The sequence below is a fragment of the Micromonospora sp. ALFpr18c genome, from assembly GCF_008868155.1.
Lineage (GTDB): Bacteria > Actinomycetota > Actinomycetes > Mycobacteriales > Micromonosporaceae > Micromonospora.
In genome coordinates, this window is sequence record NZ_WBKR01000152.1 from 1 (window position 1) to 16160 (window position 16160).

13 protein-coding genes, 1 tRNA gene and 1 pseudogene are annotated in these 16160 nt (G+C 71.2%); 9 read left to right on the forward strand and 6 right to left on the reverse strand.

Translation table 11 applies throughout. The annotated features are described in order from the left end of the window. The first annotated feature begins 164 nt into the window (after positions 1-164). Positions 165-1793, forward strand: coding sequence for a S8 family serine peptidase (locus F8271_RS22995; protein ID WP_151491902.1), 1629 nt, complete (start codon positions 165-167; stop codon positions 1791-1793). 68 nt (positions 1794-1861) lie between these two features. Here F8271_RS22995 and F8271_RS23000 read toward each other — a convergent pair whose 3' ends face one another. The 3 genes from F8271_RS23000 to F8271_RS23010 form a co-directional block, all read right to left on the reverse strand. Beyond that, entirely contained in the window at positions 1862-2668 is an 807-nt protein-coding gene (locus F8271_RS23000; protein ID WP_151491903.1) for a WecB/TagA/CpsF family glycosyltransferase, read from the reverse strand. After that, on the reverse strand, positions 2665-3780 hold the full coding sequence (locus F8271_RS23005; RefSeq protein WP_192580414.1) for an NAD-dependent epimerase/dehydratase family protein: 1116 nt from the start codon (positions 3778-3780) through the stop codon (positions 2665-2667). Before F8271_RS23005 ends, F8271_RS23000 begins: the two co-directional genes overlap by 4 nt. Positions 3781-3844: 64 nt before the next feature. Further along, positions 3845-3930: transfer RNA gene (locus F8271_RS23010), tRNA-Leu, on the reverse strand. A gap of 207 nt (positions 3931-4137) precedes the next feature. Here F8271_RS23010 and F8271_RS23015 point away from each other — a divergent pair. From F8271_RS23015 to F8271_RS23050, 8 genes are read left to right on the forward strand one after another with little or no spacing between them, the layout of a single operon-like run. After that, positions 4138-4926: a DUF3662 and FHA domain-containing protein gene (locus F8271_RS23015; RefSeq protein WP_139586798.1), complete on the forward strand. Its 789-nt coding sequence runs from the start codon at positions 4138-4140 to the stop codon at positions 4924-4926. 6 nt (positions 4927-4932) lie between these two features. Next, a complete protein-coding gene (locus F8271_RS23020; RefSeq protein WP_151491905.1) occupies positions 4933-5418 on the forward strand; it encodes an FHA domain-containing protein in 486 nt (161 codons plus the stop codon). After that, a complete protein-coding gene (locus F8271_RS23025) occupies positions 5415-6875 on the forward strand; it encodes a PP2C family serine/threonine-protein phosphatase (RefSeq protein WP_151491906.1) in 1461 nt (486 codons plus the stop codon). Before F8271_RS23020 ends, F8271_RS23025 begins: the two co-directional genes overlap by 4 nt. A 30-nt stretch (positions 6876-6905) precedes the next feature. Beyond that, the gene (locus F8271_RS23030; protein WP_151491907.1) at positions 6906-8396 is read left to right on the forward strand and encodes an FtsW/RodA/SpoVE family cell cycle protein; all 1491 of its coding nucleotides are present in this window, start codon (positions 6906-6908) and stop codon (positions 8394-8396) included. Then, positions 8393-9898: a penicillin-binding protein 2 gene (locus tag F8271_RS23035; RefSeq protein WP_151491908.1), complete on the forward strand. Its 1506-nt coding sequence runs from the start codon at positions 8393-8395 to the stop codon at positions 9896-9898. The genes F8271_RS23030 and F8271_RS23035 overlap by 4 nt, the downstream gene beginning before the upstream one ends. 1 nt (position 9899) lies before the next feature. Beyond that, on the forward strand, positions 9900-11321 hold the full coding sequence (locus tag F8271_RS23040) for a serine/threonine-protein kinase (protein ID WP_151491909.1): 1422 nt from the start codon (positions 9900-9902) through the stop codon (positions 11319-11321). Beyond that, the gene (gene pknB / locus F8271_RS23045) at positions 11318-13138 is read left to right on the forward strand and encodes a Stk1 family PASTA domain-containing Ser/Thr kinase (RefSeq protein WP_151491910.1); all 1821 of its coding nucleotides are present in this window, start codon (positions 11318-11320) and stop codon (positions 13136-13138) included. The genes F8271_RS23040 and pknB overlap by 4 nt, the downstream gene beginning before the upstream one ends. A 15-nt stretch (positions 13139-13153) precedes the next feature. Further along, positions 13154-13849, forward strand: coding sequence for a vancomycin high temperature exclusion protein (locus F8271_RS23050; RefSeq protein ID WP_151491911.1), 696 nt, complete (start codon positions 13154-13156; stop codon positions 13847-13849). A gap of 14 nt (positions 13850-13863) precedes the next feature. Here F8271_RS23050 and F8271_RS23055 read toward each other — a convergent pair whose 3' ends face one another. The 3 genes and pseudogenes from F8271_RS23055 to F8271_RS23065 form a co-directional block, all read right to left on the reverse strand. Continuing rightward, entirely contained in the window at positions 13864-14514 is a 651-nt protein-coding gene (locus tag F8271_RS23055; RefSeq protein WP_151491912.1) for an aminodeoxychorismate/anthranilate synthase component II, read from the reverse strand. A gap of 2 nt (positions 14515-14516) precedes the next feature. Beyond that, entirely contained in the window at positions 14517-14801 is a 285-nt protein-coding gene (locus tag F8271_RS23060) for a hypothetical protein (RefSeq protein WP_151491913.1), read from the reverse strand. A gap of 4 nt (positions 14802-14805) precedes the next feature. Further along, positions 14806-16160, reverse strand: a pseudogene (locus F8271_RS23065) (class E sortase); the annotation flags it as partial.

The window sequence follows — 16160 nt, forward strand, 5'->3', positions numbered from 1 at the left end:
TCACCCCGGACCCCGACCCCGTAGGGGGTCATCCCACCGAGGTTATGGACGTTTCGACATGTTCAACCGGGCGACCACTGAAATACCCTCAGCTCGATCGGCAGCAGTCGATTGATGGTGGGGCCGGTGGTCGCGATCCGCCGCCGGTCGGAGGGAGGTAGGAGATGGGTCTTCCACGCAGGTCCGTACTGGTCGGGGTGGCCACGGCGACCGCGCTGGCCGTCGGCACCCCAGCCCTGGCCGTGGAACCGGTCGGCGTGGTCCAGGCCGCCGGTGGTGCCACCGCCGTGCCGGACAGCTACATCGTGGTCCTCAAGGACAGCGCGGTGGCCCGCGACCGGGTCGGTGACACCGCGAAGCGGCTGTCCAGCCGCCACGGCGGCACGGTGGCCCGCGACCGGGTCGGTGACACCGCGAAGCGGCTGTCCAGCCGCCACGGCGGCACGGTGGCCCGCACCTACGGCACGGCGCTGCGCGGCTTCGAGGTCACCGTGAGCGCCAACGCGGCGGCGCGGATCGCGGCCGACCCGGCGGTGGCGTACGTGGAGCAGAACCACACCGTCTCGATCTCCGGAACGCAGGCCAACCCGCCCTCCTGGGGCCTGGACCGGATCGACCAGCGCAACCTGCCGTTGGACAGCTCCTACACCTACCCGAACACGGCGAGCAACGTGCACGCCTACATCATCGACACCGGCATCCGCTTCTCGCACAACGACTTCGGCGGCCGGGCCACCTCCGGCTACGACGCCGTGGACGGCGGGTCGGCCGACGACTGCAACGGCCACGGGACGCACGTCGCCGGCACCGTCGGCGGCTCCTCGTACGGGGTCGCGAAGGGCGTCCAGCTGGTCGGCGTACGGGTGCTGGACTGCTCCGGCAGTGGCACGATCGCGGGTGTGGTCGCCGGCGTCGACTGGGTCACCGCGAACGCGATCAAGCCGGCGGTGGCGAACATGAGCCTCGGTGGTAGCGCGAACAGTTCGCTCGACACGGCCATCGGCAGCTCGATCAACTCTGGCGTCACGTACGCGGTCGCGGCCGGCAATGGCAACACCCTCGGCGTCCGGCAGAACGCGTGCAACTACTCCCCGGCCCGGGTGGCTTCCGCGATCACCGTCGGCGCGACGCAGAACAACGACGCGGCGGCGAGCTTCTCCAACTTCGGCACCTGCGTCGACATCCTGGCACCCGGCGTCAACATCACCTCGGCCTGGTACAGCGGCGACAGCGCGACGAACACCATCAGCGGCACCTCGATGGCCTCGCCGCACGTCGCCGGCGCAGCGGCGCTGGCGCTGTCGGCGAACCCGTCCTGGACCCCGCAGCAGGCGCGGGACTACCTGGTCGGCAACTCCACCCCGAACGTGGTGACCAACGTCGGCACCGGCACCCCGAACCAGTTGCTCTACGTCGGCAGCGGTGGCACCACCCCGCCGCCGACCGGCTGCACCGGCACCAACGGCACCGACGTGTCGATCCCGGACGCCGGCGCGGCGGTGACCAGCGCGATCACCATCTCCGGCTGCGGGCGCAACGCCTCATCGGCCACCACGGTGGCGGTGAACATCGTGCACACCTACCGAGGTGACCTGGTCATCGACCTGCTCGCCCCGGACGGCAGCGCGTACCGCCTGAAGAACAGCAGCAGCTCGGACAGCGCCGACAACGTGAACACCACGTACACGGCCAACGTCTCCGGTGAGGCCGCCGACGGCACCTGGCGCCTCCAGGTACGTGACGTGTACTCGGCCGACACCGGCTACATCAACACCTGGACCTTGACCGTCTGACCGCCTCCCACGACCGAGGTCCCACCCAAGCCGTCGGGTGGGGCCTCGTGTCGTACCGAATTCGGGGGTCAGACCGCGAAGGCGGACGGCCGCTCGGTGGCGGGGGCCGGCGGAGGAGCCTTCCACAGGCCGGTCTTCTGCGCGGCGAGCCGGGTCAGGTAGGCCGGGTTGAGGATGACGTAGCGACGCCAGAGCCGCTTCGGCTCCAGACCGAGCCGCCAGAACCACTCCAGCCCGGCGCGCTGCATCCACGGCGGCGGCTGGCGCAGCAGCCCGGCGTGGTAGTCGAAGGCCGCGCCGACCGCCATCATCGGCATGTCGAGCAGCGGTCGCATGGCGTACGTGAAGACCTCCTGGCGCGGGCAGCCGAGCCCGACCAGGACGAGCCGCGCGCCGCTGGACCGGATCCGGTCGGCGATCTCGGCGTCCTCGCCCGGCTGGACGGCCCGGAACTTGGACGGTTCCACCCCGGCGATCTTCAGCGCGGGGAACATCCGCTCCAGTGCCGGGATCAGCTTGGCCAGCGTCTCCTCGGTCGACCCGTACAGATAGACCGGCAGCCCCTCGTCGGCGAAGCGGGAGAGCACGTGCAGGGTCAGCGTCGGCCCGTAGACCCGGTCGGTGAGCCCGGCGTGGTGCAGCAGGTTGAGTGCCCAGCGCACCGGCTGCCCGTCCGGCGTGACCACGTCGAAGGAGTTGAGCCGGGCGTTGTGCGCCGGGTCCAGTACGCCGGTCATCACGCCGTGCACGGCCAGCGCGGTCAGCGCGAGGGGACGCCGCTCGTGCGCGGCGGTCACCACCGCGTCGGTCGCCGTGGCGTAGTCGGTGGCGTCGACCAGGACGCCGAGCACGTTGCGTTTGGTGCGGGACGTCATGACTGGGGCACCCACTTGTCCACGTTGGCCTCGTAGATCTCCCGCAGGATCATCGGTACGTCGTAGGTGATCTTCCAGTCCGGATACTGCTCCTCGAACCGGGCCATGCTGCTGACGTACCACTTGTGGTCGCCGGTGCGGTTCTGCTCGACGTAGTTGATCCGCGCCTCGCGGCCGGTGATCTCCTCGGCGATCCGGAACGCCTCGATGTGCGAGGTGTTGGAGTGCCGGCCGCCGCCCAGGTTGTAGACCTCCGCCGAGCGCGGTGCCCGGAAGAACGCCTCGAACGCGCTCAGCACGTCCCGCGAGTGGATCGCGTCGCGGACCATCTTGCCCTTGTAGCCGAACAGGTTGTACGTCCGACCCTCCATGACGCAGCGCATCAGGTACGCCAGGAAGCCGTGCAGCTCGGCCGCCGAGTGCGCCGGGCCGGTCAGCGTGCCGCCCCGGAAGCAGGCGGTCTTCATGTCGAAGTAGCGGCCGTACTCCTGGACCATCACGTCCGCGGCGACCTTGGAGGCACCGAAGATCGAGTGCAGGGAGCTGTCGATCGACATGTCCTCGGTGATGCCCTCGTACCACGGGTGGTCCTCGGGCAGCTCGTACCGGGTTTCCAGCTCGACCAGCGGCAGGCTGTTGGGCCGGTCACCGTAGACCTTGTTGGTCGAACAGTGGATGAACGGTGCGTCGATCGCGTGCTTCCGGGTGTTTTCCAGGACGTTGAGCGTGCCGCCCGCGTTGACGTCGAAGTCGGTGTACGGCTCCTTCGCGGCCCAGTCGTGACTCGGCTGCGCGGCGCTGTGGATCACCACGGCGATGTCCGAGCCGTACCTCTTGAACACCTGCTCCAAGCCGTCACGGTCCCGGATGTCCACCGCGAAGTGGGTGTACGAGTTACCCAGATCACGGCCGAGCCGCTCCAGGCTCCAGGATGTGGAGCCGTCCTCACCGAAGAAGTACCGGCGCATGTCGTTGTCGATGCCGACGACATCCAGGCCGAGGCCGGCGAAGTGCCGGACCGCCTCGGAGCCGATCAGACCACCAGACCCGGTCACCAACGCGACACTCACACGCCACTCCTGGTCCATCGGAGGCAGAATCCATCGAAGCATAGCGTGACGCCCGACGCGCCCCGATATGACGGAAGGGCCCCGCATGATGCGAAGCCCTCGTCGGTGGTGGGGATGGGGGGAGTTGAACCCCCACGCCCTTTCGGGCACACGGACCTGAACCGTGCGCGTCTGCCATTCCGCCACATCCCCGTGGCACAACCCGGAACACTGTAGCCGCCCCGATCCCGCTGTCTCCAGCGGGCCTCGGGAATACTACGCTGTCCCAGGTGCTCGCCACGAGCGGTTACCGTTCGTGGCGGACGAAAGATTAGCACGGCAGTCCCGGTCCTTCCGAGTGGGCCGGGAGCAGCCGGCCGAGCGGCGTGTGAGCTGCACGCGCGCCGGCCGGATACCATCATGTCCTCGGGACCCGAGGAGGAGCCGGTGAGCGTGCTGCAACGCTTCGAGAAGCGTCTGGAAGGCCTGGTCGAAGGGGCCTTCGCCAAGGTCTTCAAAGGGGTGGTCCACCCCGTGGAGATCCTCAACGCCATGCAGCGGGAGGCCGAGGCGCACAAGGCGATCCTGGCCGGTGGGCGCACGTTGGTGCCCAACCGCTACGTGATCGATCTCTCGCCGTTCGACCACAGTCGTCTGGCGCCGTACGCCGCCGCACTGGCCCAGGAGCTGGCCCAGTCGCAGGCGGAGTTCATCGGCGAGCAGGCGTGGACGGTCTACGGTGACGTGATCGTCGAGATCGAGCGGGGTGACGGCCTGGACACGGGCATGTTCCGGGTCACCGCCGAGGTCTACACCGGTGGCGAGGTCGCCCCGGTGTCGGCGCCCGGCTACGACGCCGGCCCGCCCGCCTACCCCGCGTACGACCAGGGTGGTGGCTACGGCCCGCCGCCCGGCCACGGTGGCGGCCGCAACGTGCGGCTGGTCTCCGGCGACGGCCGCACCTACCCCCTCCAGATGGGGTCGACGGTGATCGGTCGTGGCGACCAGGCCAACCTGCGTCTGCCCGACGTCGGCATCTCCCGGCGACACGCCCGGCTGGATTTCGACGGCGGCCAGGTCGTGCTGACCGACCTGGGGTCGACCAACGGCACCATGGTCAACGGCCAGCGGGTCTCCGCGGTCGCCCTCAACCCGGGTGACATGGTCCAGCTCGGCACCACGACGCTGACCTTCCGCGTGGACGGCTGACCCGCCTTGCCGGAACTGGTCATCACCGTTGCCCGGTTCGGATTCCTGATCCTGCTGTGGATCTTCGTGTTCACGGTGGTCGGCGTGATTCGCCGCGACCTGTTCGCGGGGGCCCGGTCCGGTCGCCTGGTGGCGGCACCGCGAGCGGTGGGCGCCTCGACGGGGCAGGCGGCCAAGCCGGCGAAGGTGAAGCGGGGCAGGGCGGCGCACCAGCTGGTGGTGACCGCCGGTCAGCTGGCCGGCACCAGGATCACTCTCGGTGAAGCGCAGATCGCCATCGGTCGGGCCGAGGACTCCACCCTGGTCATCACCGACGACTACGCCTCCGCGCGGCACGCCCGGCTCGTGCCCCGCGACGGGCAGTGGTTCGTCGAGGACCTCGGCTCGACTAACGGCACGTACCTAGATCGCGCTAAGGTCACCGGACCAACCCCCGTCCCCCTCGGCGTGCCGATCCGGATCGGCCGCACTTCCCTCGAATTACGGCCATGACTCTGACCCTGCGCTATGCGGCCCACAGCGACCGCGGTCTGATCCGAGACGGCAATCAAGACTCCGTCTACGCCGGGCCGCGGCTACTCGCCGTTGCCGACGGCATGGGCGGCATGGCCGCCGGTGACGTCGCCAGCAACATCGTCATCGGTGCCATGGCGCCGCTCGACGAGGACGTCCCGGGGGACGCTCTCGTCGACGCGTTGCGTTCGGCCGTGGGTACCGCCAACCAACAACTCCGCGACACGGTGGACGCCAACCCGCAGTTGGAGGGGATGGGCACCACGCTGACGGCGACCCTCTTCTCCGGCAGCAAGATCGGGATGGTCCACATTGGTGACTCGCGGGCCTACCTGCTGCGCAACGGTGAGTTCGCGCAGATCACCAAGGACGACACGTACGTCCAGATGCTCGTCGACGAGGGCCGGATCAGCGCCGAGGAGGCGAGCAGCCACCCGCAGCGGTCGCTGCTGACCCGCGCCCTCGACGGCCGGGACATCGACCCGGAGTACTCGGTGCGCCAGGTCCTTCCCGGCGACCGGTACCTGATCTGCAGTGACGGCCTCTCGGGCGTGGTCAGCGCCGAGACCATCGGTGAGACCCTGCGGGAGTACCCCGACCCGCAGCAGTGCGTCGAGCGGCTGGTGCAGCTCGCGCTGCGCGGCGGCGGCCCGGACAACATCACCGTGATCATCGCCGACGCCACCGACCAGGACATCGTCGAGGCGACCCCGATCGTCGGTGGTGCCGCCGCCCGGGACCGGGGCATGGCCACCTCCGCCGACGACTCCACGCCGGCCGCCCGGGCCTCCGCGCTCTCCGCGCCGCGCCCGGCCGTGCCCGAGGAGCCCGCCGCCTCCGACGACGAGCCGGATCGCCCGAAGCGCCGGCCGGTGCGGGCCGCCGCGATGGCGCTGGCCCTGCTGGTGATCGTCGGGGGTGGGTCCTTCGCCGGCTGGACGTACACCCAGCGGCAGTACTACGTGGGTGCCACCGAGGAGGGGCAGGTCGCCGTCTTCCGGGGCATCCAGGGTCAGATCGCCGGGATGGACCTCTCCACCGTGCACCGCACCAGCGGCACCCGGCTGGACGACCTCACCGTCGCCGCGCAGGACACCGTCAAGGTGGGCATCCGGGCCAAGAGCGAGCCGGACGCCGAGCGCCAGCTCGCCGAACTGACCAGCGACACCCCGAGCAACCCCAACCTCAAGCCGCTCTGCCCGTCCGACCAGGCCGTGGTGGGTGCGACGCCGACCCCGGACGGGGCGACCCCGGCACCGAACGGCAGCCCCACCGCCAATGCGCCGGCGACTCCCAACGGGACCGTGACCGCGGGCCCGAGCACCGAGGCAACCGCCACCGTCGGTGTGACCAGCCCGACGACCACACCCGACGCCACGCCCTCCGATTCGACACCGCCGACGCTCGATCCGGCCGGTTGCCGGTCTCCTGAGTGAGCGTCGGCTGAGATCCAGAGGATTCCACCCGTGACCGTAGCGGCCACACCGGCACCCTCGCCCGCGACCACGGGCGGGCAGTCCGGCGTACGCCTGGCCCGGTCCCGGCGCAACGCCGAGCTGTCCCTGCTGCTGCTTGCGATGGTGCTGGTGGCCGCGTACGGGGCGACCGTCGAGGCGAACCTGTTGGACACGGTCACCCCGGACTTCTGGATGCCCGCCGCCGCCCTCGGCGCGGTCTTCCTCGGTCTGCATCTGGTCATCCGGTTCCTCGCCCCGTTCGCCGACCCGGCCCTGCTGCCGGCGGTAGCCCTGCTCAACGGCCTCGGGGTGGGTTTCCTGCGCCGCATCGACCTGGGTGAGGCCCCGGTGGCCGACCGGGAGACCCTGGCCGTCTTCGCCGGCATCGGGGGCCGGCAGTTGGCGTGGACGCTCGCCGCCGTGATCCTCGCCGCCGGCCTGCTCGCCATCATGCGTGACCACCGTTCGGTGTCCCGGTACGCGTACACCCTGGGGTTGGCCGGCATCGTGCTGGTGATGCTCCCGGCGGTGCTGCCGTCCAGCATCTCCGAGATCAACGGCGCGAAGCTGTGGATCCGGGTGGGTGGTTTCTCCATCCAGCCGGGTGAGTTCGCCAAGCTGGCGCTGCTGGTCTTCTTCGCCTACTACCTGGTGCGCAAGCGCGAGGTGCTGTCGCTGGCCAGCAGGCGGTTCCTCGGCATCGACTTCCCGCGTGGCCGTGACCTCGGCCCGGTGGTCGGGGTCTGGCTGATCAGCCTCCTGGTGCTCGTGTTCGAGAAGGACCTGGGCACCTCGCTGCTGTACTTCGGCATGTTCGTGGTGACTCTCTACATCGCCACCGAACGGGTCAGTTGGCTGCTGATCGGTCTGGTCCTCTTCTTCGGCGGTGCGTACCTGGCGTACGTCCTCGGCTCGACGGTCGGCGGGCCGTTCGCCAACTTCTACGTGCGGGCCGAGATCTGGTTGGACCCATTCGCCGACCCGACCGACAAGGGCTACCAGCTCGTCCAGGGCCTGCTCGCCCTCGGCACGGGCGGGCTCTTCGGCACCGGGCCGGGCGGCGGTCAACCGGACATCCTCCCCGAGGTGCAGAATGACTTCATCTTCGCCGGCATCGGTGAGGAGATCGGCCTGTTCGGCCTCTCCGCACTGCTGGTGGTCTACCTGCTGATCGTGGAGCGGGGCCTGCGCGCCGCGCTCGCGGTGCGCGACTCGTTCGGCAAGCTGCTCGCGGGCGGTCTCGCCTTCACCCTGGGCCTGCAGGTCTTCGTGATCGCCGGCGGCATCAGCAAGCTCATCCCGCTGACCGGCCAGACCACCCCGTTCCTGTCCGCCGGTGGTTCGTCGCTGATGGCGAACTGGCTACTCATCGGGGTCCTGCTGCGGGTCTCCGACGGCGCTCGGCGGCCGGTGACCGGCGGTGCCGGCAAGGCGAGCCGACCGGCCGGCGGGCCGCCCGAGCAGTTGCATGGTGCTCCCACGGAGGTGATCAAGCCGTGAACGCACCCCTGCGCCGCGTCGGCGTCGTCGTCATGGTCCTGTTCGGCCTGCTCTTCGCGAACCTCAACTGGATCCAGGCGTACAAGGCCGACGAGTACCGCACCAGCGACTACAACGGCCGGGTCCAGGTTGCCGACTACAAGCGCAAGCGCGGCAACATCGAGGCCGGTGGCACGGCGGTGGCCACCAGCAAGGAGACCACCGGCAAGCTGAAGTTCCAGCGCACCTACCCGGGCGGCGCCAAGTACGCCCACGTGCTCGGCTACAAGCCGGTCAACCTGGCGGACCAGGGCATCGAGCAGGTGGAGAACGACTTCCTTGCCGGCACCAGCGACCAGTTGATCGGCGACCGGTTCAAGGACATGTTCACCGGCGACGAGACCGGGGGCGGCAACGTGCTGCTCACGCTCTCCAGGCGGGCCCAGGACGTGGCGTACGACCAGCTGCGCAACAACCAGGTGGGTGCGAAGAGGGGCGCGGCGGTCGCCATCGACCCGCGTACCGGTGCGGTGCAGGCCCTGGTCTCCATGCCCAGCTTCGACCCGAACCCGCTGGCCAGCCACGACACGGCCGCGGCGGCCGCGGCGTTCAACAAGCTGGAGCAGGATCCGGAAGGCCCGTTGAAGAACCGCGCGCTCGCCGAGACGCTGCCGCCGGGCTCCACCTTCAAGATCGTGGTGGCCGCGGCGGCGCTGGAGAACGGCGTCAGCAAGTCGACGCCGATCCCGGCCGGCCCCAGCTACACCCCGCCCACCTCGGGCAGCCCGATCCGCAACGCCGCCCCGTCGATCTGCCCCGAGGCGCAGGTCACGCTGCAGGAGGCGATCACCGAGTCCTGCAACACCGGTTTCGCCCAGCTCGGCGTGCGGTTCGGCGCCGACAAGATCAAAGAAAAGGCTCGGCAGTTCGGCTTCGAGCAGGACGACCTCACCGTCGGCCAGCTCGGCGAGGGCGGTCTGCCGACGGCGGCCAGCCGGACCGGGGACATGCAGAACCCGGACGGCAGCACCGACCCGGCCGCACTGGCCCAGTCGTCGATCGGCCAGAACAACGTCCGGATGACGCCGTTGCAGGGTGCCCTCATCGCCGGGTCGGTTGCCAACGGCGGCAGCCAGATGCGGCCGTACCTGGTCCGGCAGCTCCTCGCGCCGGACCGGACCACCAGCTACTACACCGCCAAGGCGCGGGAATTGCGCCAGCCGGTCAGCCCGCAGGTCGCCGGCGACCTGCGGGACATGATGCTCACCGTGGTCCAGAACGGCACCGGCCGGAAGGCGGCCATCGCCGGCTACACGGTCGGCGGCAAGACGGGCACCGCGCAGTCCGCCCCGGACCGGCCCGACCACGGCTGGTTCATCGGGTTCGCCATCGACAAGAACGGCAATCCCGTCTCCGCGGTGTGCGTCGTGCTGGAGCAGGCCGGCAGCGGCGGCAGCGCCGAGGCGGCCCGGATCGGCGGCCAGATCATGCGGGCCGCCATCGCCGACCCCGGAGGCCGCTGACATGCTCAGCCCCGGCGTCCAGCTCGGCAACCGCTACCGCCTCGACGAGCGGATCGCCAGCGGCGGCATGGGTGACGTCTGGCGCGGCACCGACCAGGTGCTCGGCCGGACGGTCGCGGTAAAGAGCCTGCTTCCCGCGCTGCTCGACGACCCGGACTTCGCCGAGCGGTTCCGCGGCGAGGCCCGGACCATGGCGACCATCAACCACCCCGGCGTCGTGGACGTCTACGACTTTGGCAACGACCAGCAGATCGCGTTCCTGGTCATGGAGTACGTGGAGGGCGACGCCCTGTCGTCGACGCTGAGCCGGGTCGGCCGGCTCACGCCGGCCCGGACGATGGCCCTCGTCGCGCAGGCCGCGGACGCGCTGCACGCCGCCCACGAGAAGGGCATCGTGCACCGCGACGTGAAGCCGGGCAATCTGCTCGTCCGGCCGAACGGCACGCTGGTGCTGACCGACTTCGGCATCGCCCGCTCCGACCTGGTCGGTCAGCTCACCGCCGCCGGTTCGGTGCTCGGCACCGCCTCGTACATCTCACCCGAGCAGGCCACCGGCGGTGTCGCCACGCCAGCCTCCGATGTGTACGCCCTCGGCGTGGTCGCCTACCAGTGCCTGGCCGGGCGGCGTCCGTTCGAGGGCGACAACCCTCTCGACATCGCCATGCGGCACGTCCGGGAGACCCCGCGCCCTCTGCCCGCGGACATTCCGCCGCAGGTCCGGGCAGTGGTGGAACGAGCGTTGGCCAAGGATCCGGCCGCCCGCTGGCCCAGCGCCGCAGCCCTCGCCGGAGTCGCCCGCCAGCTCAAGGCCGCGCTCTCCCAGCAGGCGCGGGGCGGCGGCGGCCACCCGGGTCCGGTCTCCGGTGCGCCGGCCTCGCCGGCCGGGCCGGGCCGTGCGCAGGTGCCGCAGTCGCAGCACCATCGGCCACCGGCCGGCCCGCACCGTCCGGCGCCCGCCGGGCAGCGGCCGACCGCGATCGCCCCGGCCCAGCAGCCCCGTCCCACCGCCGTCGCGCCGGCGGTCCCGTACGCCCGGCCGCCGGCCGCTCCGACCGGCTACCCACGCGGTGCCGCGGCCGTGCCACAAGCGCAGACCCGGCAGGAACACCCTCCGGCGTACGTCCGGCAGGGCATTCCTGCGCCATCCACGTCCGCGCCCCGCCGGTCCCGGCCCGGAATGGTGCTTCTCGCCATCCTGCTGGCCGTGCTGGTCCTGCTCTGCTCGGGCGTGATTTCCTACAACCTGAAGAAGCAGCAGTCGCAGTCCGGCGAAACCGGTGCGCTGGCTCCGCCCGCGGCGACGTCCGGCGCGCTGCGGCCAGACGGACGCGACGATCCGGCCCGGACGTCGTACCGTCGTGAGGTACGGCTCCAGCCGGACGACGGCGGGACGACGACGAGCGAAGGACGACAGACGCGATGACAGCGCAGGCCCGCCTGCTCGGTGGCAGGTACCAGGTCGGCGAGCTGCTCGGCTATGGCGGCATGGCCGAGGTGCACCGCGGTCGCGACCTCCGACTCGGTCGGGACGTCGCGATCAAGATGCTCCGCACCGACCTCGCCCGGGATGCGACGTTCCAGATGCGGTTCCGTCGGGAGGCGCAGAACGCCGCGTCGCTCAACCACCCGGCGATCGTGGCGGTCTACGACACCGGCGAGGAGACCGCGCCGACCGGTGAGACGCTGCCGTTCATCGTCATGGAGTTCGTCAACGGACGGACCCTCAAAGAGGTGCTCGGCGCCGAGGGCCGGTTGCAGCCCCGCCGCGCGCTGGAGATCTGCGCCGACATGTGCGCGGCGCTGGAGTTCAGCCACCGGCACGGCATCATCCACCGCGACATCAAGCCCGGCAACGTGATGCTCACCCAGACCGGCCAGGTCAAGGTGATGGACTTCGGCATCGCCCGGGCGCTGGCCAGCGGCGCGACCACCATGACGCAGACCAGCGCGGTGATCGGCACGGCCCAGTACCTGTCGCCGGAGCAGGCGCGCGGCGAGGCCGTGGACGCTCGTTCCGACGTCTACGCGGCCGGCTGCGTGCTCTTCGAGCTGGTCTGCGGGCACCCGCCGTTCGTCGGGGACAGCCCGGTCAGCGTCGCCTACCAGCATGTCCGGGAGACGCCGCCGACGCCGAGCGACATCAACCCGGACGTCACCCCGGCCGTCGACGCGATCGTGCTCAAGGCCCTGTCGAAGAACCCGCTCAACCGTTACCAGAGCGCCGGCGAGATGCGTGCGGACCTGCTCCGCGCCGCCGCCGGCCGGCCCGTGCTGGCCACGCCGGTGATGCGCGAGGCGGAGACGGTGGCGATGGCCCCGGCCGGCGGCGGGGGCGGCTATCCGGCTCCCGCCGGCGGGCAGCAGACCCGGCAGATCCCGGCCCGGGTGGGTGACCCGCGCCAGCGTAAGGCGTCGTCCTGGCTGATCGCGATGTTCAGTGCGGTCGGTGTGCTGGCGGTGATCGCCCTGGTCGCCGCCCTGCTCTGGAACCAGCAACAGGACAAGGCCCTGAAGTCGGTGCCCACACTCACCGGCAAGAGCCAGGAAGCCGCGATCACCGAGATCCGCAACGCCGGCTTGCAGCCTCAGGTTGGCGATCCGGTGCTGGACAGCACCTGCAAACCGAACACGGTGTTCCAGCAGAACCCGCAGCCCGGTGCGCGGCTGAAGGAGAGCCAGACGGTCACCATCCAGATCTGTGGTGGCAAGCCCGAGGTGACCGTCCCGGCAGGTCTCAAGGGCAGCAAGCGGGAGAGCGCCATCGCGCGGCTGGAGGAGGCGAAGCTCGTCCCAGAGATCAAGACGGTCGATGGTGAGGCGAGCGAGGACGAGGTGCTCAGCGTCAACCCACCGTCGGGGCAGAGCGTGCCCGAGGGCACGACGGTGACGCTCACCGTCTCGAACGGCAAGGTCCGCGAGGTGCCGGACGTCGTCGGGCTGGGTCAGGAGGAGGCCACCCGCGTCCTCCGTAACGCCGGCTTCACGGTCGTTGCGCAGGACGGCCCGGAGGTGCCCGCCACCGAGGCGGGAAAGGTCACCGACCAGAGCCCGAACGGCAAGGACAAGAAGCCGACCGGCACGAAGGTGACCATCAAGATCAGTCAACCGGAGCCCGTCACCGACCCGACGCCCACCGGCACACCCACGGGTACGCCGACGGGCACGCCGACCTCCCCCGGCACCGGGGCCGGCCTCGGTCTGCCGATCCCGCCCCCGCCGAACCGGCTTCCCGAGGACTAGGCCGAGCCGACGAGCGTGGGTGACGCGCAGGCGCCCGCTGCGACGCAGGCGCACCGCTGGCGGCGACGCCTCCGACGTCTGGCCGTTCTGGGTGTCGTCGCGCTGCTGCTCGCCAGCCTGCCGTGGCTGTGGACGACGATCTCCGCACGCGGCCACCTGTACGCCGAGGCCGACGCGCCCTCCGCCGACGTGGTGATCGTGCTCGGCGCCGCCGTGGCGGCCGACCGGCGGCGGCCGGGTGAACGCCTCGCCGGCCGTCTGGAGACCGCCGCCGCCCTGGTGACCGGCGGGCGGGCGAAGGTCGTCCTCGTGTCGGGCGACGGCGGCGGGACGTCGGGTGACGAGACGGCGGTGATGACGTCGTACCTCACCGAACTCGGCGTCGATCCGCGGCGCGTGGTGGCCGACCCGTCCGGCCTGGACACCTACGACAGTTGTGCGCGGGCCCGCCAGGTGTACGGCGTCGAACGGGCGCTGATCGTGACGCAGTCATACCACCTGTCCCGGGCCGTGACGCTGTGCCGTCATCTGGGCCTCGACGTCGACGGGGTGGCCGCCCGCTGCCCCGGCTGCGGACGCGCCCTGCTCGTCGAGAAGTCGGTCCGGGACTATTTCGCCAGTGGCAAGGCCGCGTGGGACGCGGGTCGGGGTCGAGCGCCGCAGGTCCGTTCGCCCGCCGACCCGGCGGTCCGGGACGCGCTGGGCAGCTGAACCACCGGCCCGTGTCAGATGGTGACGAAGGCGGCCCGGCGACGGGCGTCGACCTCGGCGGCCAGCGCCGGCGCACGCTCCAGCGCCTCGGGGTGACCGCAGCCGGCCAGCCAGTTGGCCAGCATCAGGTGGCCGCCCTCGGTGAGCACCGACTCCGGGTGGAACTGCACGCCCTCGATGGGCAGCGTCCGGTGTCGCATCGCCATCACCACGCCGGAGCCGGTCCAGCCGGTGACCTCCAGCTCATCGGGGAGCGTTTCGGGCAGCACCGCCAGGGAGTGGTACCGGGTGGCGGTGAACGGGTCCGGCAGACCGGCGAGGACGCCGACCGACTGGTGCCGTACCTCGGAGGTCTTGCCGTGCAGCAACTCGGGGGCGCGGGTCACGGTCGCCCCGAACGCCTCGCCGATCGCCTGGTGCCCGAGGCACACACCGAAGATCGGTAGCTTGCCCGCGTACTCCCGGATGACGTCCAGGCAGATGCCGGCGCGGTCGGGGCTGCCCGGTCCCGGCGAGAGCAGGACACCGGCCGCGCCCACCTGGCCGACCTCGGCGACGTCGATCTCGTCGTTGCGGCGGACCTCGCACTCCACGCCGAGCTGGCCCAGATACTGCACCAGGTTGAAGACGAACGAGTCGTAGTTGTCGATCACCAGGACGCGCATGGTCACCTGCTCGGGGAGGGCGGCGCGGAGTTGTTCTGGTCGGTGTCGTACGGCAGGTCGTGCTCGTCGCCCGCCGGGGTCTCATCCGTCACGGCGTCCCCGCCGCCCGTCTCACCGGGTACGCCGGAATCCTGGGTGACCTGCACGTCGTCGAAGGGCAGCAGCGGCTCGGCCCAGGGGAAGGCCACGTACCAGAGCAGGGCCCCCGCGGCGGCGGCGAGCAGCACCGAGCCGGTGAGCTTGCCGGCCAGCCCGAAGGGCAGCTTGCGCCAGATGAACGCGTACATCGGGTCAGCCTTCCAGCTCCGCGGGGCGGCCCGCCGACTTGGGTTGGGTCCGGTCCAGCTCCGCGTGGATGATCAGCCGCTGGTAGTTGTCCCATTTCGGGTTGCAGGTCGTCAGGGTCAGCATCCGCTTGGTGGGCTTCTTGTCCGGCTCGCCGGGCACCGGGGCGACCACCTCGACCTGGGTCGGCTTGACGATCCGGATCTGCGCCACCCGGTAGACGTACCAGTCGTTCTTGCCCTCGACGACGATCGCGTCGCCGTCGTCCAGCTCGTCCAGGCGCCAGAACGTGGCCCGGTTGCGGTGGCCGGCGACGGAGAAGTTGCCGACCTGGCCGGGCAGCGCACTGGTCGGGTAGTGACCCGGGGCGTACCGGATGTCGTCCTGGGTGACGCCCTCGACGACCACCCAGTTCTTGTCGAGCTTGGGGATGTAGAGGCCCGCGATCGGCTTGCCGTGCACCGGCGGGGACGGCTTGGCGCTCGGGGCGCCGGCCGACGGCGCAACCGTCGGGTCGCCGCCCCACGCCTGGGTGAGCTGGTGAGTGAGGTCGTTCTGGTGGGCGTCGACGACGGCCGACTTGCCCCACACCTCGTAGCCGGCGAAGAGCAGCACCACCAGGCCGAAGGTGATGAGGACCTCGCCGGTGACCCGGATGCCGCTGCGCAGCCGGGAGCCGAACGACGGGCGGGTGAGTTCCGAGTAGACGCTCTTGTAGCCCGCACCGGTCTGGTGCGGGCGGAGCTGGACCACCCGTTCGCCGCGCCGGGGCCGGGGAGGCTCGGCGGGGCCGTCGCCGGCACCGGCCGGCTCGTCTACGTCGGTCGGTGTGCGGGGCACGGCACCCATCAGCGCCGTGGAGTCCATCGCCGGCGGTCGGACCGACGGCCCGGCGGAGACGGTGGGGATCAGCGCGGTGGCGGACGGGTCAGCGGTGCGTTGAGGCCCGGCCGGGGGGATCGAGCCGGCCGGGGACGTCGGGGCGGCGGCCGGGGAGCCGGCCGCGCGGGTGGACCCGGTGCCGACCGTGGGGATGAACGCGGTCGGCGCGTCGCCAGCCGGAGGAGTCGGCGCACCCGAAACCGCCGGCCGGATCGAGGGGGCGGGAGCGGTTGACCGGGATGGCGTCGCACCGGGTGTATCCGGGTGGGTCGGCGTGGCCTTCGGCAGACCCGGCGTGCCACCGGTGGCCGACGGCCCGGTGCCGGGGGCAGGTGAGCGGGTCGGCCCGGTGCCGGAGGCTGGCGTGGCCGATGCCGTGCCGGGTGCGGGCGTGCGGGTGGGCAGCTCGCCGGCGGTGCTCGGGCGTACCGGCTCCTGGTTGGGCGCGGTCGGTCGGCCGGGGTTGCCGCCGGGGGGAA

Bases quoted from the DNA above. Each gene is read 5' to 3' on its own strand.
- F8271_RS23025 (WP_151491906.1), top strand. From the start codon at position 5,415: ATGACTCTGACCCTGCGCTATGCGGCCCACAGCGACCGCGGTCTGATC.
- F8271_RS23005 (WP_192580414.1), bottom strand. From the start codon at position 3,780: ATGCTTCGATGGATTCTGCCTCCGATGGACCAGGAGTGGCGTGTGAGT.
- F8271_RS23040 (WP_151491909.1), top strand. From the start codon at position 9,900: ATGCTCAGCCCCGGCGTCCAGCTCGGCAACCGCTACCGCCTCGACGAG.
- F8271_RS22995 (WP_151491902.1), top strand. From the start codon at position 165: ATGGGTCTTCCACGCAGGTCCGTACTGGTCGGGGTGGCCACGGCGACC.
- pknB (WP_151491910.1), top strand. From the start codon at position 11,318: ATGACAGCGCAGGCCCGCCTGCTCGGTGGCAGGTACCAGGTCGGCGAG.
- F8271_RS23060 (WP_151491913.1), bottom strand. From the start codon at position 14,801: ATGTACGCGTTCATCTGGCGCAAGCTGCCCTTCGGGCTGGCCGGCAAG.
- F8271_RS23055 (WP_151491912.1), bottom strand. From the start codon at position 14,514: ATGCGCGTCCTGGTGATCGACAACTACGACTCGTTCGTCTTCAACCTG.
- F8271_RS23000 (WP_151491903.1), bottom strand. From the start codon at position 2,668: ATGACGTCCCGCACCAAACGCAACGTGCTCGGCGTCCTGGTCGACGCC.
- F8271_RS23015 (WP_139586798.1), top strand. From the start codon at position 4,138: ATGTCCTCGGGACCCGAGGAGGAGCCGGTGAGCGTGCTGCAACGCTTC.